The sequence below is a fragment of the Photobacterium ganghwense genome (assembly GCF_003025595.1).
GTDB lineage: Bacteria > Pseudomonadota > Gammaproteobacteria > Enterobacterales > Vibrionaceae > Photobacterium > Photobacterium ganghwense.
In genome coordinates this window covers 1-16,819 of the sequence record NZ_PYMI01000013.1, presented here as the reverse complement: position 1 = coordinate 16,819, position 16,819 = coordinate 1, and the positions used below count along the sequence as shown (strand labels likewise).

The window sequence follows — 16,819 nt, the reverse complement described above, 5'->3', positions numbered from 1 at the left end:
AACAAAAAACGAAGCCACGGCTTCGTTTTTTTATGGGCGTGACGTCGCTTCCATCACGGTGCTTGCAGGCGGCGCCGGTTCGCTGCAATATTAATAGGAATTCATATCGTTTCGGCAGGGCCCAGCACGGCGTTGCCGGCGCAAAGGAGATGCCTGATGTCATTGTTCCGAAAAAGCCTGGCTAGCCTGGGAATAGGCTCGGCCCGGGTTGATACGTTGGTTCACCAGGACGTACTGATCCCCGGCGGTAACCTGCAGGTGGAGATCCAGATACACGGCGGGAAGGTCAGCCAGCAGATCGATAATATTGATCTCTACCTCTGCTGCCACTACCGCGAGGAAGTGGAAAGCAGCCGCGGTGACAACCAGCACCGTAAAGAAACCATTACCCAGGTGTGTAAACTGGCGGAATGGTCCCTGCCCTACGCCTTCGAAATTCAGGCCAACGAAGAGCGCCAGTTTTCGGCCACGCTGGAGCTGCCGTTCAATACCCCGATAACCATCGGGGATGCCAAGGTGTGGCTGGAAACCCATCTGGATATTCCGATGGCCGTTGACCCGAAAGACAAGGATCGCCTGACTGTCCGTCCGGATCCGTTGATGGATGGAGTGTTTACTGCGCTGGAGCTGGCCGGGCTGCGCATTCGCCAGGTCGAGTGCGAGGCGGCGAAAAACTTTGCCCTGCCGTTTGTACAGGAGTTTGAGTTTGTGCCGGTCTCCGGTCCGTACCACGGGCGCTGGCGCGAGCTGGAGATTGTAGCCTACCGCGATGAGCAGGCATTGCAGTTGTGGTTTGAGGTCGATCGTCGCCAGAACGGGTTTAGCGGCATGCTGTCGAGCTTGCTGGGGCGCGGCGAACTGAAGCGTTACCTGGAACTACCAACGGGTATGCACCCACAGCAGGCTGGTGAGATGGTGCTGGAATTCCTTGATCAGCACACCTGAACTTAACTCCCTTTGCGTCGGATCCTGCCCCTGAAAATTTAGCTTACACGTGTAAGCTAAAGTGTGCCATACTGCCGAAAACAATATGCAATATGGCCTTGCCGCAAGCGTGCGGCGGGGATTTTCGGGACAGTGAAAGGGAGCGCGAACATGGCGAAATCATTGACTTTGCGATCCGGCTATTCGGTCGCAGAGGAAGTGGCAAACAGTATCAGTCACGGCCTGGGGATGATTTTTGGCATCGTCGGGCTGGTGCTGTTGCTGATGCAGGCGGTGCAGGCCGATGCTGATGCACTGAGTATTACCAGTCTGAGTATTTATGGCGGCAGCATGATCGTGCTGTACCTGGCCTCGACCCTCTATCATGCCATTCCGTTTGCCCGTGCCAAGCGGGCCCTGAAAACTTTCGACCACTGTGCCATTTACCTGCTGATCGCCGGCACATATACCCCTTTCCTGCTGATCACCCTGCGGACCCCGCTGGCCATTACCCTGATGGCGGTGATCTGGCTGATTGCCCTGCTTGGGATGTTGGTCAAAATTGTTTTTGTGTACCGCTTTAAGCGGCTGTCATTGGCCACGTACCTGGCGATGGGCTGGTTGTCACTGATTGCCGTGTATCCACTGGCAATGTCGCTGGAGACCGGCGGGCTGGTGCTCCTGGCGGCCGGCGGGGTGATTTACTCGCTCGGGGTGCTGTTTTATGTCAATCAGCGCATTCCGTTTAACCATGCGATTTGGCATGTGTTTGTGCTGGGCGGCACGGTCTGCCATTTTCTGGCAATCTACTTCTATGTTGACCCGGTTTGAGGGGATGACCATCAGAGACGGGAAATAGAAAAGAGAGCCATGCGGCTCTCTTTTTCGTTTGGGGCTTTATTTATTCTGAGGCTCAGTTGCGCCAGAAGGCCGGGAAGAACAACACCAGCACGGTCAGAATTTCCAGACGCCCCATCAGCATGCCTAGGCTCAGGGTCCATTTCGCCATATCCGGTAAGGTCGCGAAGTTACCGGTCGGGCCGATTACCTCTCCCATGCCGGGACCAACGTTGGCCACCGCGGTCATCGCCCCGGTGATACTGGTGATGGCATCCAGCCCTTGCATGCCCAGCACAGCCGCCACAATCACGATGGTCAGAATGAAGGTCAGGGCAAAGGCCACGACAGAGCGTACGATACCGTCGGTAACCGGACGCCCGTTATAGCGCTGGATGAACACCCCGGAAGGATGAATCAGCTGCATCATCTGCTTGCGCAGCAGCGCAAACGCGACCTGGAAACGGAAGATTTTGACCCCGCCGGCAGTGGAGCCGGAGCAGCCGCCGACCAGCATCATGAATGCAAACACGATGGTCGGGAATGGCCCCCAGGAGCTGAAATCGTCCAGACCGAAGCCGGTGGTGGTGACGACTGAGATAATGTTGAACAACGAGACCCGGAAAGCATCGGCAAACGGGTAGTCGCGCTGCCACGTCAGCCACAGGGCGACCGCCAGACCAGCACACAGCACCAGCAGGGTAAAGCCTTGTACCTGGGCATCTTTGAGCAGGGTTCGCGGGTGTTTTTTCCGCAGCACCTGAACAAACAGCAGGAACGGCAGGCCTCCGGCAAACATGAACACGATGGCCACCCAGTGGGCGGCATTGGAGAAGTGGTTCATGGAGCCATCGGAAGTGGAGTAACCGCCGGTCGACAAGGTGGTGAAGGCGTGGTTAATGGCATCAAAGGTGTTCATTCCGGCCATCAGGTAACCGACAAAGCACAACCCGGTCAGGCACAGATACACGTTGACGATATTTTTGGCCACGCTTTTAGTTCGCGGTGAACTTTTTTCCGACCAGTCGGACGATTCGGTTTGGAACAGCCGCATCCCGCCCACGTTCAGCATCGGCAGGATGGCCACCCCCATGACGATGAATCCGACCCCGCCGAGCCACTGCAATGTCGAACGCCACAGCAGGATACTCGGTGCCATGTCATCCAATCCGCTCAGCACCGTCGAACCGGTCGTGGTGATCCCCGACATGGTCTCGAAATAGGCATCGGTAAAACTGATATGGTTGATGAACACAAACGGCAGTGCGGCGAAGGCGCTGGCGATAGTCCAGACCAGGGTAGTGATCATGAACATATCGCGTACCCCGAGCTTGAACTCGTCGGTCCGGCCAAATGTCAGGCACAGAAAAGCGACCACGTGGGTGATCAGCACCGCCGTTGCGAAGTCGATAAAGCCCGCTGTCCCGGTGACAAACGCCACCAGGGTCGGGACATACATGAACAGGGCGATCTTTGACAGCACCAGCCCGATCACGAAGAGGATGGGACGATAATTGACCATAGTATTACAAGAAGAACGGGCTAGGCTGGAACAGGCGTTCGACGTCCGGGATGTATTTTTTATCCACCAGGAACATCACCACGTGGTCGTTCTGCTCAATCACGGTTCGGTCATGGGCGATCAGCACTTCGTCACCACGGACGACGGCACCAATGGTGGTCCCCGGCGGCAGCTTGATATCACCGACGGCCCGGCCCACGACTTTCGACGTGCTGGCATCACCGTGGGCAATTGCCTCAATGGCTTCAGCCGCGCCGCGTCGCAGTGACGAGACGTTGACGATATCGGCCTTGCGCACGTGGGTCAGCAGGGCCGAAATGGTTGCCTGCTGCGGCGAGATCGCAATATCGATAGTGCCGCCCTGGACCAGGTCCACGTAAGCGCCGCGCTGAATCAGCACCATGACTTTCTTGGCCCCCATCCGTTTGGCCAGCATGGCTGACATGATGTTGGCCTCATCGTCATTGGTTACCGCAATAAACACGTCAATCTGCTCAATGTGCTCTTCACTCAGCAGTTCCTGATCCGACGCATCGCCACAGAACACGATGGTATTTTCCAGCATTTCCGACAGGTTTTCCGCCCGCTCCGGATTGCGCTCGATGAGCTTGACGCTGTAGCTCTGCTCCAGGCGGCGCGCCAGACCGGCGCCGATGTTACCGCCGCCGACAATCATCAGGCGTTTGTACGGCTTCTCCAGGCGCTGCAGTTCACTCATGACCGAGCGAATATGGTTGCTGGCCGCCACGAAGAACACTTCGTCATCCGCCTCGATAATCGTGGTGCCCTGCGGGCGGATTGGCCGTCCCTGACGGAAAATGGCCGCGACCCGGGTGTCGATGTGCGGCATGTGCTCACGCAGTGCCGACAGGGCATTCCCTACCAGCGGACCGCCGTAATAGGCTTTAACCGCCACCAGGCCCACTTTGTCTTCGGCAAACCCGACAACCTGCAGGGCGCCCGGGTACTCGACCAGGCGTTCGATATAGCCGGTTACCAGTTCTTCCGGTGCGATCAAATGGTCAACCGGCACAGCATCTGACTGGAACAGCGGATCTTTTTCTTTCAGGTATTCTGGCGAACGGATACGGGCGACCCGGTTCGGGGTATTGAACAAGGTGAAGGCGATCTGGCAGGCGACCATATTGGTCTCGTCAGAGTTCGTGACGGCCACCAGCATGTCGGCGTCCTGTGCGCCGGCTTCCCGCAGGGTACGCGGGTGGCTGGCAAAGCCCTGTACTACACGCAGGTCATATTTGTCCTGCAGCTCTCGCAGACGCTCCGGATCCTTATCGACGATGGTGATATCGTTGTTCTCGCCAACCAGGTTTTCAGCCAACGTACCGCCGACCTGACCGGCACCGAGAATGATAATTTTCATAGCATGTGCCTGATTATTGGAATCGTTGTAGGTTACTACGCTTCAGGATGAGGGTCATGCTGATCTCTATCCATTTAGAATAACTTAGTTTTCACCCCTGTGGCGAACTGCCTCAAACAGGAGGAAAGCTGCAAAGAAAAAGCGGAACTTGTTAACCAAGTTCCGCTTTCTGATTATGCGTTCGCTTTGCGGATCACCGCATAGTAGAAGCCGTCCATGTCGTGTTCACCCGGCAGGATCTGACGGCCCGGTTGTGCCGGATCGCTGTCCATCAGGGTCGCTTCCGGGGTACGGGCCAGGAACGCTTTGACCTGTTCACTGTTTTCCTGCGGCGTAATGGAGCAGGTTGCGTACACCAGGGTGCCGCCTGGCTTGAGCTGTTGCCACATTGCATCCACGATCTCTGCCTGTAACTGCGCCAGTGCTTCAATGTCGTCTGCGCGGCGCAGCCACTTGATGTCCGGATGGCGGCGGATCACGCCGGTTGCCGAACACGGGGCATCCAGCAGAATCCGATCAAACTGCTCGCCATGCCACCACTGTTCAGGGTGACGGGCATCGGCACACAGTACTTCGGCGTCGAGCTGCAAGCGCTGCAGGTTGTCGTAAACCCGTTTGAGGCGCTGTTCATCGCAGTCAATTGCCACCACTTTGGCTTGCGGCTGACGTTCCAGAATGTGCGCGGTTTTTCCGCCCGGAGCAGCACAACAGTCCAGAATCAGTTCACCGGCCTGCGGCTGCAGGTATTCGACGGACAGTTGCGCGGCGGCATCCTGTACCGAAACCCAACCATCAGCAAAACCCGGCAGTCGGCTGACCTCACACGGGCTGTGCAGTTTCAGGGCATCCGGTGCCTGTGGGTGAATGTCGGTCGCAATGCCAGCTTCATCCAGCAGGGCGCGGTAGCTATCCCGATCATGATGACGGCGGTTAACCCGCAGCCACATCGGTGCTTTGGTGTTATTAGCCGTGACAATGGCTTCCAGCTGATCCGGGTAACTGGTTTGCAGCAGTTTCAACAGCCAGCCTGGATGGCCGTAACGCCCGGCATCGTGGCTGGTCGCCTGGGTATCCAGAGCCTCTTGCTGGCGCTGGTAGTTGCGCAGAATGGCATTGATCAGGCCCCGCAGCTGTGGCTTTTTCAGGGTCTTGGTGGCATTCACGGTTTCAGCCACTGCTGCGTGCGCCGGGATCCGCATGTAACCGAGCTGGTACAGACCGACCAAGATCAGATGGTGGAAAACCCGTTGCTTGCCTTTCAGTGGCTTGTCCATCAGTTCCTGGGTTATGGCTTCCAGGCGGGGCAGCCAGCGCAATACGCCGTAGCACATTTCCTGCAGCAGCGCGTGATCGCGTTCTTTGATGTCTTGTTGGGCGGCTGGCAGTGCTGTTGACAGGGACTGGCCCTGATCGACAACCTGATACACCACTTTTGCCGCAGCGGCTCTTACATTCATGCAGTTTTCCTGATGTTATCGCCCCACCCTCGCCGGGACAGCGAGCCGGGGAAGAAAAAACGAAGGCCAGTGCAAGCACTGGCCTGGGGATCCGCGCGCCATGACGAATAACGCGTCAGGCCGCTGAGTCAGCTCATGATGAGAGTACGTTACCCGGGGTGAACCACTCTCGGCGCGAGTTCAGCAGATCCTGTGCCTTCATGGCTTTCTTACCCGGAGGTTGCAGCTCAATCAGACGCAGCGCGCCTTGCCCGGTCGCGACCAGAATACCGTTTTTATCGGCAGCCAGAATGGTGCCCGGGGCTTTGCCCTGGTTGTCTGCTTCCACGGCGGTCTGCCAGACTTTGATATTCTGCTCGGCCACGGTGAAGTAGCTCATCGGCCAGGGATTGAACGCACGAACACAGCGTTCGATCGCCGCGGCATCCATAGACCAGTCGATCTGGGCTTCTTCTTTGCTGAGTTTTTTCGCGTAGTTAGCCAGTGCATCATCTTGTTTCACCGGCACCGCCGTACCGGCGGCAATGTCGTTCAGACATTCAATCAGGGCGACCGGCCCCAGTTCTGCCAGCTTGTCATACATGGTGGCGCTGGTATCGGTCGCTTCAATCGGCGTGGTGGCGATTTTCAGCATGTCGCCGGTATCCAGACCGATGTCCATCTGCATGATAGTCACGCCGGTTTCGGCGTCACCGGCCCAGATGGAGCGCTGGATCGGTGCGGCGCCACGCCAGCGCGGCAGAATAGAACCGTGGACATTGATACAGCCCAGACGCGGGGTATCCAGGACCACTTGCGGCAGCAGCAGGCCATAGGCCACCACGACCATGATGTCGGCGTTCAGCGCAGCCAGCTCCTGCTTGGCTTCTTCAGACTTGAAGTTCTCTGGCTGATAAACCGGAATATTGTGTGCCAGTGCAATGTTTTTCACTGGGCTGGCCGTCAGTTTTTTCCCGCGACCGGCTGGGCGATCGGGTTGGGTATAGACGGCAATCACGTCGTGCTCTGAAGACAACAACGCCGCCAGGTGAAGGGCGGCGAAATCCGGAGTACCTGCGAAGACAATTCGTAAAGGCTTGCTCAAGGTAAACGTCCTTAAATCGGGGTTAGGCTTAGTTGTTCGCGTGCTTGTCGTTGAAGCGTTTGATTTTGGCCAGTTTGTCCTGAATACGTTTACGCTTCAGCGGCGACAGGTAATCGACAAACAGCTTACCTTTCAGGTGATCAAGCTCATGCTGTACGCAGATAGCCAGCAGGTCGTCGGCATCAAATTGGTATTCCTTACCGTCACGATCCAGTGCCTTAACGGTCACTTCGGCCGCACGTGGAACCAGGGCTCGGGCACCCGGTACAGACAGACAGCCTTCTTCAATTCCGTCTTCACCGCGTTTTTCGATGATTTCCGGATTGATCAGTACCATTGGCTGATTGCGCTCTTCAGAAATATCGATCACCACGATGCGCTGATGGATATCCACCTGAGTGGCGGCAAGGCCGATGCCTTCCTCGTCATACATGGTTTCCAGCATGTCATCGACAATTTTCTGGATCTCAGGTGTCACTGCTTCAACCGGTTTTGCTACGGTGCGCAGGCGCTCATCAGGGAATGTTAATACTTGCAATACAGACATAGATACTCGTTAAAAAGACAGTACGGATTACTCAAGATTCGTAGTTGCTCTAATTCTAGTCATTTTAAGCGCCAAATAACAGTCCCTGACGGTCGCGGGGTGCCCTGTTCGCCGAGGATAACGTGCCTTTTTGTGTAACAGAGAAAAAGGAAAGGTGAAGCGTGCCGAAAAGTCGCGGCACGGCGTGGGGAAGCGCTAGACACCTTTTCCCCGCAATGCCAGCCTGATGACCCAGTCAGGTGCTTGCCATGGGGAGCGGCACGGCGAAGTAGAACAGGAAGGGATGTATGTGGCTGCGTGTCATTGTCTTGGTATTGGCCGGATTTCACGGAACGGGGTGGGCTAAGCCGCCGCAGCCGAAGGTCATTGACGGTGCCCCTGAAGTGTATACCGTCAAAAAAGGCGATACTTTGTGGGATATTTCCGCCCATTTCCTGTCCAGCCCCTGGCTGTGGCCGACCCTTTGGCAGGCGAATGATTACATCAAAAATCCGCACCTGATTTATCCGGGCGATCAAATCCACTTGGTGTGGGTGAATGGCCAGCCGCGCCTGCAACTGAAGCGTCATTTGAAACTGTCACCGCAGGTTCGGATTGTACGCGCCCCGATCACCACCCTGCAGTCTTCCCTGATGCTGCCATTTCTGGCGCAAGATAAGTTGATGACACCAGCCCATCTGGATCGCCTGCCACGGGTGGTCGGCAGCAGCCGGGCCAGAGATTATATGGCGGAAGAAGATTTAATTTGGGCTGACACGCCGCTGGAAACCGGGGATGTGTGGTGGGTCTACCGTCCGGACAAGCGCTTTGAACGTGAATTGGCAAACGGCGACACTCGGGAAGTGATGGGGTTGAAGGAAATTGCCCGAGCCAAAGTGACGCAGGCCGACAGTGAGAAAAGTGCGCTGACTCTGACCACTTTCCTTGGCGAAGTCAGACAAAATGACATTCTGCTGCCTGCGCCGCTTGGCCGGGAGGATCTCAACCTCAACTTTGCGCCTTCTGCGCCGCCCGCCGATGTGTCCGGCAGCGTTGTCGGTCATTTAGGGGGCATGCGTTATATCGCGACCCACGATCCGGTTGTGATTGACCTTGGGCACCTCGACGGCGTGCAGGCTGGCCATGTGTTTAACCTGTACCGGGCTGGTGCCGGCGTGGTGGGTGAGAAAGGTAGTTATGATTATCAGGGAGTGAGTTTCCAGCAGCAGAAGTTTGCCCTGAGCCAGGTGCCGGTTGGTGAAATGGTCGTGATTCGGGCATATGAGCATTTTGCCCTGGGAGTGGTAACCCGGGCGACCCAGCCTTTTGTGCCGGGTACCCTCGCCTTGCCTCCACATCACGGCTGAACCACGGCAGTACGTAACATGACGGCATTAGTTGACTGGTTGGTTCTGGCGTCTGCACCGGGTCTGGGCGGCGTCAGGATCAGCCGTATCTTGGAACATGTGACTCCGGCAGCCCTGCGTGCGATGTCGGCCGAAGAGCTGACGGGCATCGGTATGACTCCCCGCCAAGTGAGTCACTTTCGCCAGCCTCCGATGGCAAAAATTGATCGTTGCCTGCGTTGGGACAGCCAGCCGGGCCAGACTATACTCACCTTAGATTCTTCTCATTACCCTGCTTTACTTAAAGAAATCGCTTCACCTCCTCCTTTATTGTTTGTCCGGGGAGAGCCGCACTGGTTGCTGCAGCCACAGCTGGCTATTGTCGGCAGCCGCTCAGCCAGTATCGACGGTCGGGAAGCGGCTTATGAATTTGCGGCTGCGCTGGTAGCGGCCGAGTATGTGGTGACCAGCGGATTGGCGTTGGGGGTGGATGGTCAGGCGCATTACGGAGCGCTGAAAAATGGCGGGGCCACAGTAGCGGTACTGGGCTCGGGCCTTGATCGGATCTACCCGGCCAAACACCGTGAGTTGGCGAGCCTGATTACGCAGCAAGGGGCGCTGGTCTCTGAATTCTGGCCGGATGAAGTGCCTCGGCCGCAGAACTTTCCGCGTCGCAACCGAGTGATCAGCGGACTGTCGGTCGGCGTACTGGTGATAGAGGCGGCGCAGAAAAGTGGATCGCTGATTACGGCGCGGTATGCCTTAGAGCAAGGGCGGGAAGTTTTTGCCCTGCCCGGCCCGATTCATTATCCCGGGAGCCGAGGCTGCCATGCCCTGATAAAAAATGGTGCCAAACTGGTCGAAACACCGGTCGATATCTTTGAAGAAGTCGGGGCGCTGACAAGCTGCGTAAAAAATAGCCATTCGGATGAATCGCTCGCACAACCTGAAAATGAAAAATTGCCATTTCCAGCGCTGTTGGCTAACGTAGGCAGTGAGGCAACACCCGTAGATGTAGTTGCTGAGCGCAGTGGGCAACCTGTTCAGGAAGTCATGATGCAGTTACTTGAACTGGAACTGCTCGGGATGGTCACTGCTGTACCAGGTGGCTATATCAGAGCGAGGAGGGGCTAGTTATGATGGATATCCTTATGTACCTGTTTGAGACCTATATCCACAGCGATGTGGAATTGATGGTCGATCAGGATGAATTATCCGAAGAATTGCTGCGAGCTGGGTTCCATCAGGAAGATATTTACAAGGCCCTGGAATGGCTTGAGAAACTGGCCGCATTGCAAGAAACCGAAAATACCCCATACATGAACACCAGTGCGGTGACATCCATGCGCATTTACACGGCGCAAGAGATGACTCGCCTGGATACCAACTGCCGTGGCTTTCTGACTTACCTGGAGCAGATTCATGTTCTGGGCGCAGACACCCGTGAAATGGTGATTGATCGGGTCATGGAGCTGGATACGGCTGACTTTACTCTGGATGATTTGAAGTGGATCATTCTGATGGTGCTGTTTAATGCACCGGGTAATGAAAGCGCCTACAGCCAGATGGAAGAACTGCTGTATGGCATGGAAGATGGCTATATTCACTAAAGCCGGTCAGGTTTACTAAGTGGTAGAGAGTAAGATGTCTGATCGAACGAATGAGCCGTTATTTACCGCTCACGAGCACGCATTAGAGCGGGAAAATCTGTGTCCTCAATGTGGTGCCGCGCTGGTGATGAAACACGGTAAGCGCGGCCCGTTTTTGGGCTGTGCGTCTTATCCCGCCTGTGATTATATCAAGCCACTCCACCATAACGACGGCCATATCGTGAAACACCTGGCAACCCCCTGCCCTGACTGTGGTGAGGAACTGGTGTTGCGTCAGGGGCGTTATGGCATGTTTATTGGTTGCAGCGCGTATCCGGTCTGCCAGCATATTGAGTCACCGGAAAAAAAAGCGCAGGCTACCCAGCTGGGTTGTCCGGATTGTGGCAAGGGGCATCTGGTCGAACGTAAGTCGCGTTACGGCAAGGTGTTTTACGCTTGTGACCAGTACCCGTCCTGCCGCTTTGCGGTCAACCTCAAACCTGTGGCCGGGGTGTGTCAGCAATGTGCTTATCCGCTTTTGGTTGAGAAGAAGCTGGCCAGTGGCGTGCGTTTGCAGTGCGCAGACCGACGCTGCCATGCGTATCAGGATGCCGTTTCGCAGGCGCCGGAACATGGTGAAACTGGCGAACCGGATATCGGGTAACAAGCACCACGCCAGTGTTTACACGCTCGCGGCGGCAGGTGAAGCAACAATGGGCCATGTGACAAAATAAAGCCGGCAGTGAGCCGGCTTTTGTGTTTTCTAGTCTGGCCGTATCGCGGCGTTAACCATGTAAGGCGGGAAACGCGTCCGGATCCAGATGGCTGGCTAATTGTTTCAGCGCCTCTTGCAAGGCCGCCGGGGTGTCTGCGCACAGGTTAATGTGCCCCATTTTTCGCCCGGCTCGCTTCTCTTTGCCGTACCAGTGGATATGGCAGGTTGGTTCAGCCAGAATGGCGGTTGGCAGGCGATCTTCTCCTAAGATGTTCACCATTGCTGTCGGACGGATTAAGGCCGTGCTGCCTAATGGAAGTCCGGTGACCGCACGCAAATGGTTTTCAAACTGGCAGGTTTCGGCCCCTTGTTGGGTCCAGTGGCCGGAGTTGTGTACTCGGGGCGCAATTTCATTGACTAGCAACTGGCCGTTTACATCAAAGAATTCAATCGCCAGGACACCCACGTAGTTGAGTGAGTTGGCCAGCGCAGTAAACATCTTTTCAGCCTGAGCCTGCAGCGCGTGATCGCCTTCCTGAGCGACGGACAAGCTCAGTACCCCATTGGTATGCGTATTCTCGGTCAGTGGATACACCGCAATTTGTCCGTCACGACCGCGAGCTCCGATCAGGGAGACCTCGCGATCAAACGGGATGAAGGCTTCCGCTACAATAGCCTGGTTTTCCGTCTGCGCCATGAAGTCAGCCATGTCTTGCCAGACGGCTTCAACCTGACCCGCTTCTTTCAGACGCCACTGCCCTTTGCCGTCATAGCCACCCAGTGCACTCTTCAGCACCATGGGCAGGCCAATTTTGGCGATGGCCGCGTCCAACTCTGCCCGGCTGGTGACGATATGGTATGGTGCATTGGCCACCCCAGCATTGTCCAGCAGGTTTTTTTCCAGACGGCGATCGCCACCGGCTTTTATGGCGGTGGTGGTGGGCTGGAATTTGCCGCTACGCTCGCAAATATCGAGAATTTCATGAGGAATATGCTCAAATTCTGCGGTGATCACATCGGTGTAGGTGAGCGCGGTATCCAACCCTTTCAGCATGACCTGCTGGGTCAGCGGATGCACGACTTTACCGGTCGCCACATCATAGGCAAACACTTCAATGTTCAGTGGTGCCCCCGCCAGGGACATCATCCGGGCCAGCTGGCCGGAACCCAGCACTAGCACTTTCATTGTGAATCCTCAGCCGGGTTTGGATTGCTCAGTACTGCGTCAGTCTGCTCTTTACGGAAGGCATCAATGGCTGCCATGACATCGCTGTCCTGAGTACCGATGATTTGCGCTGCCAGCAGGCCAGCATTCGCAGCACCGGCCTCACCAATGGCCAGCGTGCCCACGGCCACGCCTTTTGGCATCTGTACAATCGAAAGTAGTGAATCCATGCCTTTCAGAGCGCGGGATTGGACCGGTACCCCTAACACCGGCAGGCTGGTAAAGGCCGCCGTCATGCCCGGTAGGTGCGCAGCCCCCCCGGCACCGGCAATAATCACCTTAATGCCACGGGTCTGTGCACTCTCCGCATATTCCGCCAGCAGGTGCGGAGTTCGGTGAGCCGAGACCACCTTGGTTTCATAAGCGATATTGAAGCGATCTAGCATTTCCGCTGCGTGCTGCATGGTTGGCCAGTCAGACTTTGATCCCATGATGATTCCAACTTTCATCCCGATCTCCTTTGGGGTAGCAAAACTATTGGGTTCAGTGCGTGTGGGCTGCATTATACGAAGATTTTTTGTGAAGGAAAACGTTTGCGTCAGTGAAATTGCAACAATCGTTAACGAGCGTGGAGTTGTGGTTCAGGAGTCGGTAAGATAGCAGCACAGAACACTCAAGACAGGCAATGACCTGATAAGCATCGAGGAACGTGTGGAAAACCTGAACCATGTGGTGGCTGCCCTGCGGCAGGAGGAAATGATCGCCTATCCGACTGAAGCGGTTTTTGGCGTAGGTTGTGACCCTGATAGTGAGCAGGCCGTCATGAAACTACTGGCGCTGAAGCAACGACCGGTTGAGAAAGGCCTGATTCTGATCGCAGCCAATTATGAGCAACTGGCGCCTTACATAGACGACAGTCAGCTGACTGACGAGCAGAAACAGCGCATTTTTGATTCCTGGCCGGGACCGGTTACCTGGGTAATGCCAACCAAGCCTGGGGTACCCCGCTTTCTGACCGGCCAGTTTGACACCATTGCGGTTCGCGTGACTGATCATCCTCTGGTGCAGGCATTGTGTCTGGCTTTCGGTAAACCGCTGACGTCGACCAGCGCCAACCTGACCGGCCAGGAGCCGGGCCGGACGGTCGCGGAGGTTGAGCTGCAACTGGGTGACCGACTGGCCGCGATTTTACAAGGTGACACCGGTGGACGGGAAAATCCGTCAGAGATACGAGATGCCCGTACCGGTCAGATTTTCCGACAGGGATAAAGAAAGATGCAGGAAGTCAATAAAGACGCAGTAAAAGCTTTTTTACTCGATCTTCAGGATCGGATTTGCCAGGCACTAGAGCAGCAGGACGGTCAAGCCCGTTTTGAAGAAGATGCCTGGGTACGTGAGCTGGGTGGCGGCGGCCGGAGTCGGGTGTTGCGCGATGGCCGGGTGTTCGAACAGGGTGGCGTGAATTTCTCGCACGTATACGGTACCCAAATGCCAGCATCGGCAACGGCCCATCGTCCGGAACTGGCCGGCCGCAGCTTCGAAGCGATGGGTGTCTCCTTGGTTATCCATCCTCGCAATCCGTATATCCCGACTTCCCATGCAAACGTCCGTTTTTTTATTGCTGAAAAAGAGGGTGAAGCGCCGGTTTGGTGGTTTGGCGGTGGCTTTGACCTGACGCCGTTTTACCCCTTTGAAGAAGACTGCCAGCACTGGCACCAGACCGCGAAAGCGCTGTGCCAGCCGTTTGGTGACACGGTGTATGAGGAGCATAAGGCGTGGTGCGATCGGTATTTCTTCTTACCGCACCGTAATGAAACCCGGGGGGTCGGTGGCCTGTTTTTTGATGACCTGAACCAATGGGGCTTTGAAAAGAGCTTTGCTTACATCCAGGCTGTAGGCAACGGTTATCTGGATGCTTATCTGCCGATTGTTGAGCTGCGCCAGAATACGGAATACGGTGAGCGTGAACGCCAGTTCCAGTTGTACCGTCGTGGCCGTTATGTGGAATTCAACCTGGTCTATGACCGTGGGACCTTGTTTGGCTTGCAAAGCGGCGGTCGCACGGAGTCGATTTTGATGTCGATGCCGCCACTGGCTCGCTGGGAATACGGTTTCGAACCGGAACCAGGATCGCCGGAAGTGGTATTGTATGAACATTACCTTCAGCCCCGCGACTGGTAACCGTTAAAAACGGTTTGTTCCCCTGCGACGGCAATGATAGGGTCAGTGAATCACTGACCCTTTTCTCGTTTTACCGAGCATGGATTTCTTGCAAATGGATAAGTACGTTGTGTTTGGCAACCCGATTGCCCAGAGTAAATCGCCTTTTATTCACACCCTGTTTGCGCGCCAGACCGCCCAGGACATGAGCTATGAAGCCCGATTAGCCCCGTTGGAGGGTTTTGTGGCGGCGATGGAGACTTTTTTTGCTGATGGGGGGCGAGGTTGTAATGTCACTGTGCCTTTTAAAGAGCAGGCGTTCGACTATGCGGATCAGCTGACAGAGCGTGCTCGCCTAGCCGGTGCCGTCAATACCCTCAAAAAGTTGGACGACGGGTTAATCCTGGGGGACAACACTGACGGTGAAGGGTTAGTGCAGGATCTGCTGCAACACCAGATTGAGCTCCAGGGTAAGCGTATTTTGCTGGTAGGTGCGGGCGGCGCGGCGCGTGGCGTGGTCCTGCCGTTACTGGCTCAGCAGCCGTCATCCGTCACTATCACCAACCGGACCGTCGCGAAAGCCGATGCACTGGTCGAGGCCTTCGCAACACATGGCCCGGTGAGCGCGAAGGCACTGGATGAATTGGAGGGTGACCACTATGACATCATCATTAATTCCACTTCAGCCAGCCTGAGTGGCCAGTTGCCGGGGATCCCCGCCGGCCTGATTGAGCCGCATACCGTGTGCTACGACATGGTGTACGGTGCGGAACCTACTGCGTTTAATCAGTGGGCACAGCAGCAGGGGGCTAATGTAGTCCTAGATGGGCTCGGGATGCTGGTGGGCCAGGCAGCGGAAAGCTTCATGCTGTGGCGCGGGATCCGTCCGGGTGCCAGACAGGTACAGCGTGAGTTGCGTCGTTCCCTGCAACCTTAATGTGTTACTAATAGATAAAAGATAAGAACATGAACCAAAATATTCTGTTTCCAGACTTACAACAGTGGGATGAGCAACAACAGGCTGTGATGTTTCCGGCGCAGCAAGGCGGTTCACTGATAGCCTGCTGGGTGAGCCTGCAATGGCTTGTTCAACATTGTCAGCAACCGCTGAGTACTGAAGCAGAGATTATGGCTGCATTCGGGCAGTACCGGTTCGATCTGGAAGAAATCGCGGAAGACCTGATTGAAGAGGAAGCCTTCAATCAGGACGGTGAGATCCACATTGATTAACTGTGAGGTGAGTTTTCTCGCTCAGCCAGATACTCGTTTTTCAATCTGACGTAGTTATCCGCTGATACCGTTAAGAAAGCACGTTCTTTGTCCGACAGAGGGCGGGCTTTCTTGATTGGACTACCTATATAGAGAAAACCGCTTTCTAGCGTCTTGTTTGGAGGCACCAGACTGCCTGCACCAATAATCACATCATCTTCAACAATCGCCCCGTCAAGAATGATGGCTCCCATCCCGACCAAAACCCGATCGCCAATCTGGCAGCCGTGCAGCATGGCTTTATGGCCAATCGTCACATCCTGACCAATAATTAGGGGATGGCCGTCAGGATTCTCCGGGGTTTTTCGGGTGACATGCAAAACACTCCCGTCCTGAACATTCGTACGTGCCCCAATGGTAATGCAGTTGACATCGCCACGGGCTGCGACCAATGGCCAGATGCTGGTATCTGCTGCGAGGTGAATATCGCCGACCAGAACGGCAGCGTCGTCAACATAGGTCGATGATGTGAGAGTGGGATAAATGTCTTTATAGGAACGAAGTGCATTTTGCATGAATGAAAGCCCTGAAATTGAGAGTTTACTCAGTCAGAATAGCGCTACGATGACGTAATTAACATCGATAAATGCCGTCTTTGGGTGATAATTGTACGGTTGAGCTAAGATGACAAAATTATTTCAATTTAGCCCTTGCGTATGTGATCGAACTCTCTATAATGCGACCTCACTGACACGGAGCGCGGCGAGATAAGCCAGTGACGTGAAAGAAAAGTTCTTTAACAATTTGACCATGCAATCTGTGTGGGCACTCGTGAACTGATAGTCAAAAAGATTTATCGATGAACTGAGTGACCAATTCAAAATGACTTCGGTTATTTTGGCAC

Annotated in this window: 18 protein-coding genes; 10 read left to right on the top strand and 8 right to left on the bottom strand. The window is 55.4% G+C overall.

Annotated features, from left to right (window positions below):
- Positions 1-156: 156 nt before the first annotated feature.
- The gene (locus C9I92_RS24090) at positions 157-945 is read left to right on the top strand and encodes a sporulation protein (protein WP_047887475.1); all 789 of its coding nucleotides are present in this window, start codon (positions 157-159) and stop codon (positions 943-945) included.
- Between the two features lie 150 nt (positions 946-1,095).
- On the top strand, positions 1,096-1,755 hold the full coding sequence (gene trhA, locus C9I92_RS24085; protein WP_047887474.1) for a PAQR family membrane homeostasis protein TrhA: 660 nt from the start codon (positions 1,096-1,098) through the stop codon (positions 1,753-1,755).
- Between the two features lie 82 nt (positions 1,756-1,837).
- Here the strand turns inward: trhA and C9I92_RS24080 are convergent, their stop codons facing one another.
- From C9I92_RS24080 to def, 5 genes are all read right to left on the bottom strand, one after another.
- Positions 1,838-3,283: a TrkH family potassium uptake protein gene (locus C9I92_RS24080; protein ID WP_047887473.1), complete on the bottom strand. Its 1,446-nt coding sequence runs from the start codon at positions 3,281-3,283 to the stop codon at positions 1,838-1,840.
- A gap of 4 nt (positions 3,284-3,287) precedes the next feature.
- Complete coding sequence (gene trkA / locus C9I92_RS24075; protein WP_047887472.1) at positions 3,288-4,664, bottom strand: Trk system potassium transporter TrkA; 1,377 nt, start codon at positions 4,662-4,664, stop codon at positions 3,288-3,290.
- 173 nt (positions 4,665-4,837) lie between these two features.
- Entirely contained in the window at positions 4,838-6,121 is a 1,284-nt protein-coding gene (gene rsmB, locus C9I92_RS24070; protein WP_047887471.1) for a 16S rRNA (cytosine(967)-C(5))-methyltransferase RsmB, read from the bottom strand.
- Between the two features lie 133 nt (positions 6,122-6,254).
- Complete coding sequence (fmt, locus tag C9I92_RS24065) at positions 6,255-7,205, bottom strand: methionyl-tRNA formyltransferase (protein WP_047887470.1); 951 nt, start codon at positions 7,203-7,205, stop codon at positions 6,255-6,257.
- 28 nt (positions 7,206-7,233) lie between these two features.
- Complete coding sequence (gene def, locus C9I92_RS24060; protein WP_047887469.1) at positions 7,234-7,752, bottom strand: peptide deformylase; 519 nt, start codon at positions 7,750-7,752, stop codon at positions 7,234-7,236.
- Between the two features lie 287 nt (positions 7,753-8,039).
- Between def and C9I92_RS24055 the strand changes: the two genes are divergently transcribed.
- Genes C9I92_RS24055 through C9I92_RS24040 form a run of 4 tightly spaced genes read left to right on the top strand, consistent with a single transcriptional unit; the run spans position 8,040 to position 11,330 of the window.
- Positions 8,040-9,098 carry a LysM peptidoglycan-binding domain-containing protein gene (locus tag C9I92_RS24055; RefSeq protein ID WP_047887468.1) on the top strand — a complete coding sequence of 353 codons (1,059 nt, stop codon included), beginning with the start codon at positions 8,040-8,042 and terminating at the stop codon, positions 9,096-9,098.
- An 18-nt stretch (positions 9,099-9,116) separates the two neighbouring features.
- On the top strand, positions 9,117-10,211 hold the full coding sequence (dprA, locus tag C9I92_RS24050; RefSeq protein ID WP_047887467.1) for a DNA-processing protein DprA: 1,095 nt from the start codon (positions 9,117-9,119) through the stop codon (positions 10,209-10,211).
- 2 nt (positions 10,212-10,213) lie between these two features.
- A complete protein-coding gene (locus C9I92_RS24045) occupies positions 10,214-10,687 on the top strand; it encodes a DUF494 family protein (RefSeq protein WP_047887466.1) in 474 nt (157 codons plus the stop codon).
- A gap of 34 nt (positions 10,688-10,721) precedes the next feature.
- Entirely contained in the window at positions 10,722-11,330 is a 609-nt protein-coding gene (locus C9I92_RS24040) for a DNA topoisomerase family protein (RefSeq protein WP_047887465.1), read from the top strand.
- Between the two features lie 121 nt (positions 11,331-11,451).
- Here the strand turns inward: C9I92_RS24040 and C9I92_RS24035 are convergent, their stop codons facing one another.
- Positions 11,452-12,567 carry a 5-(carboxyamino)imidazole ribonucleotide synthase gene (locus C9I92_RS24035; protein WP_047887464.1) on the bottom strand — a complete coding sequence of 372 codons (1,116 nt, stop codon included), beginning with the start codon at positions 12,565-12,567 and terminating at the stop codon, positions 11,452-11,454.
- A complete protein-coding gene (purE, locus tag C9I92_RS24030; protein WP_047887463.1) occupies positions 12,564-13,055 on the bottom strand; it encodes a 5-(carboxyamino)imidazole ribonucleotide mutase in 492 nt (163 codons plus the stop codon). Before purE ends, C9I92_RS24035 begins: the two co-directional genes overlap by 4 nt.
- A 202-nt stretch (positions 13,056-13,257) precedes the next feature.
- Between purE and tsaC the strand changes: the two genes are divergently transcribed.
- The 4 genes from tsaC (at position 13,258) to C9I92_RS24010 (ending at position 15,936) form a co-directional block, all read left to right on the top strand.
- Positions 13,258-13,815: an L-threonylcarbamoyladenylate synthase type 1 TsaC gene (gene tsaC, locus C9I92_RS24025; RefSeq protein ID WP_047887462.1), complete on the top strand. Its 558-nt coding sequence runs from the start codon at positions 13,258-13,260 to the stop codon at positions 13,813-13,815.
- Positions 13,816-13,821: 6 nt separating this feature from the next.
- Entirely contained in the window at positions 13,822-14,727 is a 906-nt protein-coding gene (gene hemF, locus C9I92_RS24020) for an oxygen-dependent coproporphyrinogen oxidase (RefSeq protein ID WP_047887461.1), read from the top strand.
- 94 nt (positions 14,728-14,821) lie between these two features.
- Complete coding sequence (aroE, locus tag C9I92_RS24015) at positions 14,822-15,643, top strand: shikimate dehydrogenase (protein WP_047887460.1); 822 nt, start codon at positions 14,822-14,824, stop codon at positions 15,641-15,643.
- Between the two features lie 29 nt (positions 15,644-15,672).
- Positions 15,673-15,936, top strand: coding sequence for a DUF1488 family protein (locus tag C9I92_RS24010; protein ID WP_047887459.1), 264 nt, complete (start codon positions 15,673-15,675; stop codon positions 15,934-15,936).
- Here the strand turns inward: C9I92_RS24010 and C9I92_RS24005 are convergent.
- The gene (locus C9I92_RS24005) at positions 15,933-16,490 is read right to left on the bottom strand and encodes a gamma carbonic anhydrase family protein (RefSeq protein ID WP_047887458.1); all 558 of its coding nucleotides are present in this window, start codon (positions 16,488-16,490) and stop codon (positions 15,933-15,935) included. The two genes, C9I92_RS24010 and C9I92_RS24005, sit on opposite strands and share 4 nt — an antisense overlap.
- Between the last annotated feature and the right edge of the window lie 329 nt (positions 16,491-16,819).